This window comes from Algibacter sp. R77976, assembly GCF_044594645.1.
Classification (GTDB): Bacteria; Bacteroidota; Bacteroidia; order Flavobacteriales; family Flavobacteriaceae; genus Algibacter_B.
Genome location: NZ_CP138989.1, coordinates 2671320 through 2687685, shown reverse-complemented (window position 1 = coordinate 2687685; position 16366 = coordinate 2671320). Strand labels below are relative to the sequence as shown.

The following is a 16366-nucleotide window of genomic DNA, read 5'->3' as shown; positions in this document are numbered from 1 at the left end:
TTATTCTATGGATTAAGAATTGTTTCAAGTTTTCTTTCCATCTTCTGTACTATTTCAGGATGGTTTTTATAGACATTATTACTTTCTGAAGGGTCTTCATCCAAATTGAATAACTGTGGCTCTTTTCTAAACCCAGGGTCCACAAATTTTTGAACAATCCAGTTTGGTACTGGCTTATCTTTTGGTTTAATGTATTTCCAATTCCCCATTCTAAGCCCATAAGTGTAGGCTTCTTCAAGTAAAAATTCGCGTCCTTTGTTAGATTTCCCTAGCCATGAATCCATAAAATTTTGACTATCAATGGCGTTTCCTGACGTTACGTTTTGATTCACCAATGAAGCCAAAGATGCATATAAATCTACTTGAGATAATAAAGCACTACTCTCTCCTGCTTTTACCTTTTTTGGCCAATGTACAATAGTAGGTACACGCGTTCCTGCCTCATAAGCCGAATATTTGCTTCCTCTATAAACACCACCAGGTTTGTGGTTGCCCACCAACTCCCGAGCATAATCCAAATAACCATCATCTAAAATTGGCCCGTTATCACTTGTAAAAATTAATAAAGTGTTTTCCAATAAACCTTGCTTTTCTAGAGCTTCTGAAATTTGCCCCACACACCAATCCATTTGTGCTATGACATCACCACGAGGCCCCATGGTGCTACTTTCAACAAATTTTATATTGGCTATTCTTGGTTGATGAATATCATGCAATGAAAAATAGAGAAAAAACGGCTTTTCTTTACTTTCATCAATAAATTCAGTAGCTTTTTCAGAAAGTACAAAAGGTATTTTTTCATCTACCCAAAGCGCATTTTTTCCGCCTTTCATATAGCCAATTCTACTGATGCCATTTATGATGGCGCCTTGATGATACGGGTCGGTATGATGTTTTAATAATTCTGGGTGTTGAAATCCCCAAGGATATCCTTCTATTCTTGTACCATAACTTACCGTTATCGGGTCGTTAGGGTCTAAATCTACAACTTCTTGATTTTCAAGAAATACACAAGGTACTCTATCGCCTGTTGCAGGAATTAAAAAACTATAATCGAAACCAACTTCTTGTGGCCCTAACGGAATTTTTTCGTTCCAGTTTATTTTACCTTTTCCTAATCCTAAATGCCATTTCCCAACCACAGCTGTTTTATAACCTGCTTTTTGTAAAATTTTAGGCAAGGTTTCCATATTGGGGTCAATAATCAAAGGGGCATCACCTTCTAAAATAGCCGCATTATTTCTAAAGGCATAACTTCCTGTTAATAATGAATATCTTGATGGTGTGCATGTTGATGACGAGCAATGTGCATCGGTTAAATTTAAACCGTTTTTAGCCAATGTATCAATATGTGGTGTTTCTACCCCAATAGCTCCATTTACACCAATGTCTCCGTATCCTAAATCGTCAACATATATAATAACGATATTAGGGTTGGTTTTTTGTGCACATGCATTAAAAGCTATACAAAACAAAGTACCAAACAGAACACTTTTAACAAGGGTCAATACATTCATTATAAGTTGAATTTTAAGGTTTAACACCCACTAGTGCTTGATGAATATGTGCTGGGATGTGCGATAAATTAGTATCAATAACCTTCTTTAAAGCATCGGTTGCATTTTCATCATTGCTTTTACCTAATTGCCCTAAGCCAATCATATAATTACAGTGAATTTTATTAATCACATTTAGGTCTTCCTCCCAAATCAATAAATCTGGTAGAGAAATCGCAAAATAATCTAGTTTCACATTATCATTCATATGGGCTTTCCCATAATTCAATAAATTATCAAATCTGGTGTTTGCTTCGTCTGTTCTGCCCAGTTTTTGTAATGCCAAACCTTGATAGAGTATTTTATCAGGTTGCTGGTCGTTATAAAAGATTGCTGGACTTGGGTCGCTTAATCCTTCGGAAGCCAACTCAAAATAGGCCTTAGCCTTATCTGCTTCACCTAAACCTTCGTGCGCACATCCTAACCAATAATCAATATCATTCTCTACGGTACCGTGTAGTTTACCTTCACCTAAATTATGTGGATAGGTTTTGGCCTGAATTAATAAATCGATAGCGTCATCAAAATTCTTTAAATTGATATACTTTTTAGCAAGCTCTGTATAGCAGGTTAAATACTGAAACGGCACTTTACCTTCGCCACCTTCCCAAGGATGAAATTGTCGGTTGTCTATAAGTTCTTTTGCTTTTTCAAAATCGCCTTTCAAATTATATAAGGCAATACGCTCTAAGTATAAATCGTCTCTAGAATTTGTTAAATTGATATATTGCTCTAATAATGCCAAACGCTTATCTACAGGAACATTAATTTTCTTGTAGAGCTGGTCTAGCTCCATCAGTAAACGCGCATCGGTATTATCTAATTCAAACGCTTTTTCTAAGTGCGTTTGAGCTAACTCTTTTTGATTGGTTTTGTTGTAATATAACAACGCCAAATTACGATGTGTAATGGCGAAACCATCATCTAATTTTACAGATGATTCCCAGCATGCTTGTGCTTCTTTATATTGCCTGTTGGCGTACCAAAAGTTCCCTAAATAATAAAAGGCTTTAGCATCAGATGGGTTTGCTTTACAAGCCGCTTGCAATGCTAATACGTCTTCAATTTTATTTGGAAAACAATAAATATCTGGCATTTGTGATGCTTTCTTGTAAGCTTCTAATGCGTTCACACTATCTCCTTTTTGGTCAAAATACCATCCCATAAAATAGTACACCATTGGATACACTTTGCTGTTTGCATCGGTATGTACTTTTAATAAAGCAATGGCGTAATCAAACTGTCCTGCCATAGCATAATCTAGCGAAAACTCAATATAATTATGAGCATAGTTTCTTAAAATATGCTTAAACGCTTCTAAATCTTCTTGCTTATTTGATAGTATAAAACGTTCGTATAAAACACCAAAATTAAATTTATCAATAGCTAGCGACTCTTCTACTAATTTGCTAGCAGCTTCAATTTTGCCCTGTTGTCTTAAAATAATAATTTTTAAGTGGCGTGCTTTATGGTTGTGCCAGTTTTTGATTAAGGCCCTATCTACTAAATCAAGTGCTTTATCTAAATCGCCTCTAAAACAATCTATCTGTGCTAAATTGAAATAGCCAGCGTCTTGCCATTGCGCATTCCAACATGATTTGAAGAAACTTGCATAGGCTTCTTCCTTTTTTCCTAAGAAATTTAAGGCTAGCCCTTTATTAAAATACGGTTCGCCATCATAGGGATTAGGGTTGTGGCTTGTAAGGGTTTCAATGGCTGTATCGAAATAACCAATCGCTGTTTCCAACTGCCCTTTACGCATATACCAAAGTCCCATGGCATTATTACAACGCACATCTTTCGGTGACCTTCTTAATGCTTCTTCATAATAATCTGTCGCATTGAATGTGGCATGCCTGTATTGCTCTAAATGCAGCCCTCTTAAATATAAACCTTCAATGGTATCAATATCTTCTGGTGCTTTTGCTGCTTTTGCTGGCTCTGGAATTTCATCAGTTAAATCTTTATCTGGTTCCCAAGCTACCAATACTTTTCCTTGACTATCATTTACCGAAATCTGTAAATCATCAAAGGTATTATCGCCAATTTCGATTGCTTGTTCAAAACCAACTTCTGGAGAAAGGTTTAAAACTTCTTCATGCAATACTTTTCCATTTGCTTTTAAAGTAATCACACAATTATTATAAGTTGAAGTAACATACACCTTAACTAGTGCTTTACAATCCACAATTTCAATATTAACCAAGGCTTCTTTTGTAGCATTTTTAACCACTCCTACATTATAGTAAGGCATAAAGTACTGCTTAAAACTCTTTTCTTCATACGGATGCATCCAAGAAAAATCAGGCTGATTGTCCGTATAAACACCACACATCAATTCGATATATGGCCCATCCTTATCTGTTAAATTTCTATCCCACGCTTTACCGAATTCGCCATTACCCCAAGTCCATTGTTTTTTACCTGGTGACACATTATGGTCGGCAATATGTAACAAACCACCTTTTGAATCATTTTCATAACCTCCAACAAAATCGTATTTTGAAGTAATTGCCATATAACTTGTTGGCACAGGAATGTTCTTATATCTAGAAATATCTGTTCCAGGAGAATAATCTACTTTGTAATATTCACCTTTTGCGATTGGAAATTCTGACACGTCTCGTTTACCATGATCAAAAACTGCATTTACATCTGGTGGAAATACCGATTGATAATGGTCGTTTACTGCTACTGCTGGGTTTGCCCACCATAAAAAGGTTTGCGGATGCGGTGTTCTATTGTATAAATGTGCCTTAATTTCTATGTAAGCCTTGTCTGGATGCAAGGTAAAACCTGCCATTCCTTTGGTGCGGAACATACGTTCTAACTCACTTACCCAAACAGTTTTACTACCATCTTTGTTATCTTCAATATAAAAATCTGTTGGATCGTAAGTACTTGGTCTGTGGTGTTGTGGCCAGTTAAATTCTATACCTCCAGAAATCCATGGTCCTGTTAAACCAACAAGTGCTGGTTTTATGACATGATTGTAATATACAAAATCACGTTTACGAATTTTATCGTAAGCTCTTTGGATTCGACCTCCTAAAGCAGGTAAAATCATTAGTTTTATATAATCGTTTTCTATAAAAATAGCATCCCACTCTTTATCTACTTTGGTATCGCTAATTTTTTCGATAACAGGATGCGGATATACTGCTCCACTACTTGCCTGATATACACGTTTCTCTAAAAAAACAGGATACTTCTCTGGTGTTCCAACTTCGTAAGTAGGAATAACTACTTTTTCTTTCCAAGCTTTTACTGTGCTCATAATTCTATATTTTATTCTACGCTAGCTGCAGATGGTTATTTATAATTTAAAAGATTTTGTATGTGGTTTGTATTTAAAATTGTTTTAGGTTTAAAATCATCGCTTTCCATATAGCTTTGTAAGCTATACAGTAATTGTTTAGCTTCTAACCTATTTTCTATATTTGTATGAAGGTCTATACCCGAAAATATTAATTTTCCCTGACCAACTTGAGCTTCAAATAACAAAGCTGTTTTACGATTTTTAAACCAATCGTCTATGACTCTTATAATGGGTTGTAAATTTGGTAAATCATCAAAAATGATAACATTAGAATGACTCATGGCATCCCACCATTGCCAATTTGAATGATACTCTGTTGGAAAGTGAGTTAATGCAGGGTGCTCTGGATTACATAAAACCCCTAATGTGTGCGGTTTTTGTTCTTTTGTCCATGAAGTATTCCAGAAAATACTTGAAAAACCAATACCAATATCACCACCATATTCAGATTTGATATCGCCTTTAGTTATATTCAATAATACATTACCGCCATTATTTAAATATGCTAACGTATTAGCATCTAGTTTACTTATTACTTTATATCCACTTTTATTATTGATCGATGCTTTTTGGTTTGGATACACCCATATATCCCAACTATTTTTAAATTCATTAACCATAACATTTAAAATTAGTTTTTGAGGATTATCAATTGCGATTAAATGTTGATTTATAGCACCTAATTTGATACCATTTCCTATTGGTATATCAACAGTCTTTAATTCTCCTTTTGAAAAAACACTACCATTAGACTTTGTTAGTGTCCATTTTGGTATTGCATTTTTAAGTGCTTCTTTTCCAAAATGAGCTATTTCAATTTCTGCTGATAAAGTATCTGTATTCTTAAATGTTCTTTTAGCTAAGCGGGCTAAAGGAACTGTTGTGCCACTAAAATTTTTAAATTCTTCAGGAGAAACGTATCCTTTTTCATCCCAAAAAGCATCTAAAACGCCTACTAGAGCTGTTCCCTGTCCAGGGAAATCATGTAAATCTAATAATTGAAACCCAGCCATTCCTTTGGTTCTTAAAGCAGCCTCAATATCCGCTTTATAGCATAATGTTTGTAGTTTACCGGAGGCTAAAAGAAAACTATCCGCTAATTTTTCCATCCCGTTTTCTTCTAAAGATTCTTTAAAAATCTTAAAGTTTTTAGGTTTTAAAACACCTGTATACTTCGCCATTTCTTTGAAGTTTGGATACACACACCATTGACCCATTTCATGACTTACATAAGGCATTGGCGTTTTATCAATAAATTTACTCCAATCGAATTCTGTTTGTGGCGGTTTTGCATTAATGACGCTCTTTAAGTTTTCATTCCAACCTTGAATTCTGGGGCCTCTATGATTGTAATAATCCATATTATCTAAATATGGGTAACCTGCACCACTTGTATATAAACGTCTGTTGTCGAAATCTTTAAAATAATCAACATACTTGGTTAAGTATTCCTTATGATATTTACCACTTGGTTCATTACCGTACGTCATCATCACAAACGAGGGATGATTACCATAAGCGTTTATGATGGCTTCACCTTCTTTGTATAACCATTTATCGACAGGTGTGCCATCGCCTAAATTAGCTAACCATGCAGATGCTTCAGCTTGAATGTAAACGCCCATTTCGTCAGCAGCTTCGAATGCCGATTCTGGAGGACACCAAGAATGAAAACGCATGTGGTTTAAACCATGTGCTTGTATTATTTTATAAATACGTTTCCAAGAGTCGACGTCGGTTGGTGGATAGCCTGTTTTTGGAAAAATAGCACATTCTAATGTTCCTCTTAAATATATAGGTCGACCGTTAACTTTAAATACGGTGCCATCAGCTTTAAACTCACGCATGCCGAAATCGATAGTTTTAGTATCAGTACCTTCATCTGACTTTAAAGTGAGTTGCATTTCGTATAAATTCGGGTTGAATTCATCCCATAATTTAGGATTATCACCCATATCATACACTACTTCAATTTCATTGTTTGAATTAAGCTTGATTTCTTTTTTTACTTCACCTAAAACCTCTGCATCAATTGATTTTTCTTTAGCTTGAAGCATTAAAGTTGCATTACTATTTTCAGAATAGTTTTCTATCTGAGCAACAACTTTAACCGTTTTATTTGAAACATCTGGATATAATTTCACTAAACTCAAAGACAATTTAGGTGTCGCTCGAAGTTCTATATCTCCCACAATACCATTCCAATTAGATTGTGTATTATCTGAAATACTGTGTGCGTCTATACCAACATTTATATCTTTTACTCTGTTGTCTACTCGAATAGAAATAGCGTGATTACGAGCAGTTAAAAATTCAGTTAAATCATAATCATGCGATGTTGCAAGGGTATTTTGCATGCCCACCTTTTTATCATCTACCCAAACTGTGGATTCCCAATGTACACGCTCTAGATGCAAATTGATTTTTTTGTTGTTCCAATCTTCTGGAATAGTAACGCTTTTTTGATACCAAGCAGCACCTTTATAATCCTTAACTGGTGTTAACCAAAACGGGACTTTTATATTTCCTTTTTGGCGGTATTTCTTCATTTTCGGGTCTTTGTACCAAAGACTATCATTCCACATATTCCCCGTCCAATTCGTGTTGACCGTTACATCATTTCCTTTACCGTTTTCAGCCATGGAAGCCGGTAATTTCACAATATCAGTTAAATCTTTAGAAAACCAATTTTCATTTTCGCCAACATTTAACGAATCGATTGCAAAGCTCCATTCACCAGATAAATCCATGTGCTTTTGCGTAGTATCCATACAGGCATTTAGAGCAAGTATTGACAAGCAAATTATAAAGGTTTTTATGGCGTTAAATAACTTCATCTAAGTTAGATTCTCCTTTTCTTTTTGTTATATTTTGAAATATTCGAAAATAGCATCGGCTACAAATTGATGCCCTTTTTGATTGATATGATTGTTTTGCGACATATAGCCTTTTAATGGTTGAATTTCTGCTAAGGCTTTAAACAGCGCATAACTATCTACCAAACCAACGTTATACTTTTTCGCCAACGCTCTAATTTGATGGCTATGTTTCGCTAATGGTGTTTCTTCAACAGTAATATCCTCCTTTAAATCTGGTGTTGGTGTTAATAGAATCACTTTTGTTCCATATTCTAAGGCTTCTTCAATCATTTGTTCCCAAGCTACTTTAGCCCTTTCTAAACCTATACTTCTGTCATTCAATCCATAATCGATAAAAAGTACATCTGGTTTATGATTTAGTACTTCTTCCTTAAAACGTTTAGCACCTTGTTCCGCTTGCTCTCCACCAATTGAAGTTGTAATGGTATTGACTACGGAATATGGATAAAAATCATTAACCTTCTTTAATGTTCTATAAGGATAAGCATTCAAGCGGTCTAAAACCCCTCCAGTAGTATAACCCGTTGGAACAGAATGTCCATGAAACACCAAGTTTATCATATGGTTTTTAGGCCATTTTACCTTTAATTTTGTTTTAAGTGAATCAAGGTAATGTGCAGCGTGGACTTCTTTTTTAGAAGATGAAATTTCTTTAGTTTGCGCGCAAGAAAAATTGATACTTAACAACAAAGCAAGTCCTACCGTTTTATATATTCTAGAGTTAAATATCATCTTAAAACTATTTATTTATCTTTTGTGAATTCCATTTCAATTTCTTCTAAACTCTTCCCTTTTGTTTCAGGTAATTTACTTCGTATAAACAGGAAGCCAGCTATACAAATGGCACTATACACCCAAAAGGTTCCTGAAGCACCCAAAGCATCATTTAAAATCGGAAAAGTAAATGTTAAAATAAACGATGCTATCCACAATGAAAATGTAGCAATAGACATGGCTATACCACGTATTTTATTAGGGAAAATTTCGGATAACACTACCCATGTAATTGGCGCCAGAGACATGGCATAAATAGCAATTGCAGTAATTACCAATAATAATACGGGCCATCCTGTAAATTGAAAATAGTAAGCGCCACCCAAAATAAGATATACCACTCCTAATCCTATAGACCCTAATAGCATTAATTTTCTACGTCCCCAACTATCTACTGTTCGCATAGCCACTAAGGTGAAAATTAGGTTTACGCTACCTGTTATTACAATATTAAATAACATGTCACCAACGCTATACCCTGCAGCTGTGAATATTTCTTCAGCATAATTAAAAATGATATTAATACCACACCATTGTTGGAATACCGCCAATACAATACCTATAATTAAGATAGGCTTAATTTTAGGGTTTTTAAAATCTGAAAATTTAATTTTTGAAGTACCACTTTCTTTCAATGTTAATTTAATAGCATTCAATTCATCATCAGCATAAGCATCACCTCCAATTTTTGCAAGTACTTTTTTAGCTGATTCTGATTCGTTAATTTTAACTAAGAATCTTGGACTTTTAGGTACGACAAACATTAAAACAAAAAACAGAATTGCAGGAATAAGTTCTGCCCAAAACATCCAACGCCACCCTGTTTGTCCGTTCCATGAACCTAAAATCATTTCAGGCGTACTACTATCTGGAATAGCTTCAGCAATAAAAAAATTTGCAACTTGTGCTGCCAAAATACCAATTACAAGAGTTAGCTGATTAATGGCTACAAACTGTCCACGATACTTTGCTGGAGCAATTTCGGCAATGTACATTGGAGATAGTGTTGATGCCATACCAATACCCAGACCACCAATAAGTCTATATATAATAAAAGGTGTAAAATTATCTGCATAACCAGTTCCAAAAGCTGAAACTGTAAACAAAGCTGCTGAAAAAATTAGCGGTAATTTTCTACCAAATTTATCGGCCACAAATCCAGAAATTACTGCACCTAAAATACAACCAATCAATGCGCTACTCATGGCCCAACCTTGTAAAGTAGGCTCAGAAGCTATATCAAAAAATAGTTCGTAAAATGGTTTTGCGCCACCTATTACTACCCAGTCATAACCGAATAGAAACCCACCCATTGCTGAGACAAGTGCTAAAAAAAGTAGGTACGTAAAATTAAACTTTGTATTCCCCATTATAGTTTAGTTTGTTTGGTTAGTTAGCTTTTTTATAGTTTGTAAAACATTTAGTCTTTTGTATTCAAACTACTGTCGTACCAGTTATTATTAGGGTTGAAATCTTTACTTAAAAAATCTTTGCGTTGTTTTTCTAGTCGTGCTAGCATTTTTGTTTTTCGCTCTTCCATTTTCGCTTTTGCTTTTGCAGCATCATATTTTGTATAAACTTCTGGAATACGAGCATTAACACTTGCTAAGTAAGTATCCAACTCACTACGTAAACGCTGTGCTATCTCTTGTTTTGCTTTTGAAATATCATTTTGTTCACCAATATCAGTAGATAAATTATATAATTCATCACGTCCATCTTCCCAGTAGTGGATAAGTTTATATTCCTCTTTTCTGATAATACTCACAGGATCTCCACCTTGATTTCCATAATGTGGATAATGCCAGAATAAAGGTCTTGTATCTAAAGAATTCCCTTTTAAAAGTGGCACTAAACTTACTCCATCTACTATATGGTTTGGATCTTTTTCAACACCTGCTAAGTCTAATAACGTAGGGTAAAAATCAATGCCTGAAACTGGATAATCAATAGTTTTAGCCGCTTTTTCTAACATTGGTGCTTTAATAAGATATGGCTCTCTAATACCACCTTCCCATTGATATCCTTTCCCACCTCTTAAAGGCGCATTAGTTGTTGAAAAGGCATCACCACTAGCTACACCACCATTATCTGAAGTAAACATTATGATTGTATTCTCATCTAAACCAAGTTCCTTTAAGCGTTTTAAAACAATACCTACAGCATCATCCATAGATTCTACTAAACCTGCATAAATAGGGTTATCTTGCACATTTCGAATTGGTAATCGCGCTTCCATTTCAAAACCAGATTCTGGAATGCCTTGTGCCTCAGCTTTATTTTTATATTTACTCCATTTAGCTTCGGTAGTTTCTATTGGTCCGTGTACTGCATAAAAGGATAAGAATGCAAAAAATGGTTCGTCTTTATTAGCTGTGATAAAATCTGCAGTTTCCAAAGCTAAGCGCTTGGTTAAATTTTCGCCGTCATACTTATAATCTAGTTTTGGGTTTCTCCAAGGTGCGTAATAACCACCTTTTGGACCACCAACTTCCCAGCCGCCTATATTAATATCGAATCCATTACTTTCTGGTGTAAAAGGTTCATCACCAAGATGCCATTTTCCAGCAAAAAAGGTTTTGTATCCATTTTGTTTAAAAGCTTCTGCAATAGTTGTACTCTCTTCTGATATCGCATGCGAATACTCTGGAGGCATCACTTTAGTATTGTAATAATCGCCCCATTTTTCGCCTGTTGCAGCCCCAATCCAATCAGTTACACCATGACGCGCAGTATACTGCCCCAACATAAGGCTTGCTCTTGAAGGACTACATACTTGACACGCAGCGTAACCCTGTGTAAATTGAACACCCTCTGTAGCAATAGCATCAATGTTTGGCGTTTCATAATACTTACTACCAGAATAACTTAAATCGTGAGCTCCAAGATCATCGGCTAGAATAAAAACGATATTAGGTTTTTTACTTTGAATTTCTTCTTTTTTATCATCTTTGTCTTTACAGCCATTTAATAAAATGACTGCAAAACAAAGACTAAAAACTAAAACTAACTCAAACTTAACTAATTTGATTCTTAAAAAATTCATATAGACTTTTATGTATTTATAAGACGCTTCCTATTAATGTACTAATAGTGCGCCTATTGAGTATTATTTCTTTATTTATAACTTTTTCGAGCTCTAAATTTTTATCTTTTGATGTTTCGTACTTATATTCTATTTGGCAATCTGAGACATCAATAGTTTTATTTTTGTCTCCGTAATTTATAGCTACAACTACTAATTTTGATGTATTTTCATCTATATAAGCTGAAAGTATAACATCACCATAACTCTCTTTTAGTTTTTTATAATTAGATTCTAAACCAATTTCAATACGCTTCATTTCTGGTCTTACAAATTTTGAATAATTTCCAAAAGCCCATAATAATTTAGAATCGTGAAACTCGCCATTTAATTTCATGGCATCTAAATTGAATAAATCATTTTTATTTCCAGTATCAATATAAATAAGACCATCTTTATAATCGGCATTAGATATAGCTGTCCACCATTGCCATGAACTGGCGTTTGCCAAAGTTAAATCAGCATGTATTACTCGAGCAACATATAGCGCAGTATCCATGCTTAAATCTCGTTTTGAACCACCACCTATATCATCGGTTTTTTCGAGAATACAAAATTCACTTTGCCAATAATCAAGGTTTTGTTCTTTCAATTTAGTATTCAATTTTTGTCGTATACCTATTAAACTATCTACTGGCCACGTGGTAAAATAACTGTGCCCTGAAATGGTATTTTTCAAGTTTTTGACACCTTTATTTTCCTTGAAAAAATAATCTATTTGATTACCACGTTCAGGTTTTCCATAATCGGAATATAACCATCGTAAATCAGCAGATTCACCTATCACTATTTCTGTTGACAAATTGCTTTCTTCAAGTTTATTATTCAATAATTTAGAAATCATCAAAATATCATTATTGGTTGCTGGTGTACCTTCTTGCGTTTTCTTTTCCCAATCCCATTGTGGTTCGTTAATTGGACTTAAATAATCAAAAAAAATATTTTTGGTTTTAAAATGATTTACAACATCTACCATAAACTGTGCATAATCATCAAATTTATCGGGTTGTAAATTAATGTCTCCTGTTTTTGAATCTCCATTATAGCCCTTACCGTTTAATGTCCATTGCACAGGTGCAGAAATTGAAAATGCCAAAAATTTATCGACATCATACTGCTTTGCTTTATTTAAAAACCATTGTTGCCCTTTTTGCTTATTCCAATCATAATTCCCTGCTTCATCAACAAATGATTCTGCGCGACGCCATTCATTTTTTATTTCTGAAGCATCACCTTGTTCTTTGGTTCCTGCACCTATGTAAAACCTCCAAATAGATAAACCAATACCTTTTGGGTTACCATTATTATCCAAAGCCTTACTAAATAATAATTCTGCTATTTTTTCTTTTTTATCAGATGACCAATTTTCTCCAACAAACTGACAGCGCCATGCGTCAGAGGCTCCAAATCCTTCAATAGTTTGATAAGTAATTGACTTATCTATTACAATTTTATCAATTTTTGAGCTTGACTTACATGAATAAAAAAATATTACCAAAGTTAGTAACACAAACATTTGTTTACAAACACTTATCTGAAGTGTGTTATAAAGTTTGTTTGCTTTGTGTTTTCGCATTGATAATAATGTTTTAGAATATATTTATGTTATAAAGTCCCTTTTAAAACTATTTTATAAATTTGGTATAAACCTTCCTTGTTAACATCTAATACAACTTTATTATCTGAACTAAGTTCTGCAGTTGCTGTTTCTGTAATAAAAGGCACAGCTTTAGCTGTATCATTATAATCTTGAGGTATAAAACGCTCAACGCTTTCAATAGAAGTAATTGTAAAACCTTCTACTTTAACACCTGTTTTTAAAGTCGCTTCTTTACCTCCAGTAATAAATAAAACCATAGTTTCATTATCATTTAATGCAGCTGCTAAATGGTATGTATTTGATGTTGTTTTTAAAGCTTTTCCTTTATACGATTCTATAAGCTCGCTAAAAATTTGACCTGTAGGAAAAACTGTTGTGTAATTCCAGTTTGTTAACCCTAACCCCGGAATAGAAGTGTTTATTGGAGGCCAAAATGCTGCTGCATCAGCTCCTGCTCTGGCATAAATATGAATCATATCCGGAATAATATTGGCAGCTTGCATATAAAGTGCTCTATCATTATAATCTCTTGAAGGCATCCATTCTGACAGATATGAAAAATTCTTGTTTGGATTAAAATTATCTGCACAATCTATAATGCGTTGTTCAAGGTCTTCCATGTTATGAGTAGCTGTAGAATAACCTGCATAAGTATGTAAGGCAACCCCATCAATGACATTGTAAGCCTTTGTGAATTTATTTTTCATGGTTGTAAATTCATTTGGCTGTGTATAATCTCCATTTATCAATAATTTAAATTTATGATCAGGATATTTTTCATCAATATGCTCTGCTAAATCCATCGCTACATTAACATACTTGTCTAACTTTTGAGATCGTGATGAACCGCCAGCAAATTGTAACCACCATTCATTCCCAATTTCTACTATACCTTCTTGTATACCCGATTGATTTATTGCATTTTCTGCAGTAGCCTCAAGTTTCGCTATTGCTGTATTCCATTGTGCAGAACCTAATGTTGTATTCATAGCATCAACGGTTGGTAAAACAACGCTGAAGTTAGTTATATTACTTTTCAAAGTAGAAACTGATGCGCCAGGATCATCAGGTTTATTAGTCCAGTCAGGTGTTGTGTTACTTGTCCAAGCATAAAATTCAGACTCCCAACCTCCAGGATACCTAACTACTGTATTTCCTATACCTTTTATAGTATTGGCAAAATTAGAAAATGTATTATCAGGTATTTGTCTCCAGTCATTATTAACTCCAAATATTTCTGGATTTATATCAACTGCATCTGTAGCATTAACAGCTAAAGTGATATCTGTATTAATAGCATCTCCTCCAGTTTCCTCTCCTTCTCCTTCACCTTCACCTTCTTCAATGTCATTAAACTTATCATCATTAGGATCAGTTGAATTATCTGTACTACACGCTACTAAAAGCGCAATTAATAATATTGAAATTACTTTTTTCATTTTTGTTTTTTTTATATTTTGTTTTTAATTAAACAAACCTCGTTAAACGTTAAAAAGGTTTAATTGTTTATTTTATTCTTGCCTTTAGAGTTACTATAGATTTAGAAGGTATAGATATAGCATCAAAAGCTACGCTAGACTTTTTTAAATTATTTAAGGCTGAAGTTGTATAACTATCAAAAGTATCTCCAGCCACTTCAAAGTCTGTTTTATAATTTTCAAATGAAATAGCTCTATTATCATCTGTATTGTTTATACATACTAAAACTATTTCATTAGAAGTTGTGTCTTTATAACCTGAAATCATAAAATTTTCTACTGAAGCATTATCATTATAATCTGGATCATTAACTTCAAAACGAATCATACCTGGTCTCACAAATCGACTAAAATTACCCAATGCCCAAAGTAATTTGTTATCTTCAAACGTGCCATCTGTGTGTGATGGACTGTTCGTATTTGGTGTATATAATATCAGATTGAATCTAAACGGGTGATCCCCAAAAGTTGATTGGTTTAAGGCTGTCCAAAAACTCCATCCTGATGCATCACCAAATGCCAAATCGGTATGGATAATACGACTAAGCCAGAGTGCATAATCCATTTCGTTTAATGTAGACAAATCACGCCCTTGTTGATATGTTGCACCTAATAAACTATATTCGGTTTGCCAATAATTCAAACCATAACTTGCTAATGTGGTACGCAATGATTTACGTTGCCTGAGCGATTCGCTAGTTGAACCATTACTAAAATAACTATGACCCGCTATATTACTCGAAAGATTAACTAAATCGCCAATATAGTTTGAGCTAGAGCTATTAAAGAAATCATTCACTTGGTTTGTTGTGTTTTGTGAGCCTTCAAATAGGTATTTTAACTGGGCTGCTTCTGGAATCATTATTTTAGCGTTAACCCCTTGAGCTGTAAACTCGCTATCCATAATTCTTGTTACAGCTGCTACTTCAGAATTTGTAGCTCTGGTACCTGACTGACTAGCCTCTCCAACTACTGCATTCCATTCATATTGTGTTTCATTAAATGCGCAAACTGTTTCAAAATTATAACCTTCACTTTCATAATGTTTTACAACGTTGGCTAAAAATTTCGCATAAGGTTCATAGTTAGATTCTGGACAATTAAATGTGCTTACATCACTTGTACTAAATGTATAGCCATTCTTGGTCATAAAATATGGAGGTGTAGTAGCCCAAGCCGTAAATTTAGATACACCATAATCACGAGCTTTTGACAAAAACCATTGTTCCCCTTCCTGTTTTGTCCAATCATAAGTACCACTTTCATTCAAGTAACATTCTGTTTCTCTAAACCATGAAGCTGATCTAAACCCACTATTTACTTGTACTGCTGCACCATCTCCAATTATAGTTCTCCATAGTGAAAGACCAATGCCTTGTGGAGTTCCCTGAGAATCTGTTTCTGTACTAAAAAGCAATTTGGCAACTTCATTTTTAGAGGCTTCAGGCCATTTCCCGACCCATTGGTCTTGAAAACCACCTGAAGCACCAAAATGACTTATAGTTTGAAAAGTATTATTTATATTAAGCGTAATACCTACCTCTGGTGTATCAAATTCTGGATCATCAGGATCTGTAGTATTATCTGTACTGCAGCTAACAATAACTAGAAGTGATACAAAATATATAAAGGCGTTAAAATACTTATTAAAAATCATACTTTAATTTATATTTGA

General features: G+C 34.3%; 9 protein-coding genes. All 9 read right to left on the bottom strand.

The features are described 5' to 3' along the window. Positions 1 to 5: 5 nt before the first annotated feature. The 9 genes from SJY43_RS11500 to SJY43_RS11460 all read right to left on the bottom strand — a co-directional run bounded on the left by SJY43_RS11500 (position 6) and on the right by SJY43_RS11460 (position 16348). Positions 6 to 1517 carry an arylsulfatase gene (locus tag SJY43_RS11500; RefSeq protein WP_396600886.1) on the bottom strand — a complete coding sequence of 504 codons (1512 nt, stop codon included), beginning with the start codon at positions 1515 to 1517 and terminating at the stop codon, positions 6 to 8. Positions 1518 to 1530: 13 nt separating this feature from the next. Continuing rightward, entirely contained in the window at positions 1531 to 4833 is a 3303-nt protein-coding gene (locus SJY43_RS11495; protein WP_396600885.1) for a DUF5107 domain-containing protein, read from the bottom strand. Between the two features lie 35 nt (positions 4834 to 4868). Then, complete coding sequence (locus SJY43_RS11490; protein ID WP_396600884.1) at positions 4869 to 7646, bottom strand: glycoside hydrolase family 2 protein; 2778 nt, start codon at positions 7644 to 7646, stop codon at positions 4869 to 4871. Between the two features lie 93 nt (positions 7647 to 7739). Next, on the bottom strand, positions 7740 to 8486 hold the full coding sequence (locus SJY43_RS11485) for an SGNH/GDSL hydrolase family protein (RefSeq protein ID WP_396600883.1): 747 nt from the start codon (positions 8484 to 8486) through the stop codon (positions 7740 to 7742). 11 nt (positions 8487 to 8497) lie between these two features. Further along, on the bottom strand, positions 8498 to 9898 hold the full coding sequence (locus tag SJY43_RS11480) for a sugar porter family MFS transporter (protein WP_396600882.1): 1401 nt from the start codon (positions 9896 to 9898) through the stop codon (positions 8498 to 8500). Positions 9899 to 9948: 50 nt separating this feature from the next. Next, the gene (locus tag SJY43_RS11475; protein ID WP_396600881.1) at positions 9949 to 11574 is read right to left on the bottom strand and encodes a sulfatase; all 1626 of its coding nucleotides are present in this window, start codon (positions 11572 to 11574) and stop codon (positions 9949 to 9951) included. Between the two features lie 16 nt (positions 11575 to 11590). Then, positions 11591 to 13189 carry a glycoside hydrolase gene (locus SJY43_RS11470; RefSeq protein ID WP_396600880.1) on the bottom strand — a complete coding sequence of 533 codons (1599 nt, stop codon included), beginning with the start codon at positions 13187 to 13189 and terminating at the stop codon, positions 11591 to 11593. Between the two features lie 29 nt (positions 13190 to 13218). Further along, on the bottom strand, positions 13219 to 14652 hold the full coding sequence (locus SJY43_RS11465; protein ID WP_396600879.1) for a hypothetical protein: 1434 nt from the start codon (positions 14650 to 14652) through the stop codon (positions 13219 to 13221). 67 nt (positions 14653 to 14719) lie between these two features. Continuing rightward, on the bottom strand, positions 14720 to 16348 hold the full coding sequence (locus SJY43_RS11460; RefSeq protein ID WP_396600878.1) for a glycoside hydrolase: 1629 nt from the start codon (positions 16346 to 16348) through the stop codon (positions 14720 to 14722). Positions 16349 to 16366: the final 18 nt, after the last annotated feature.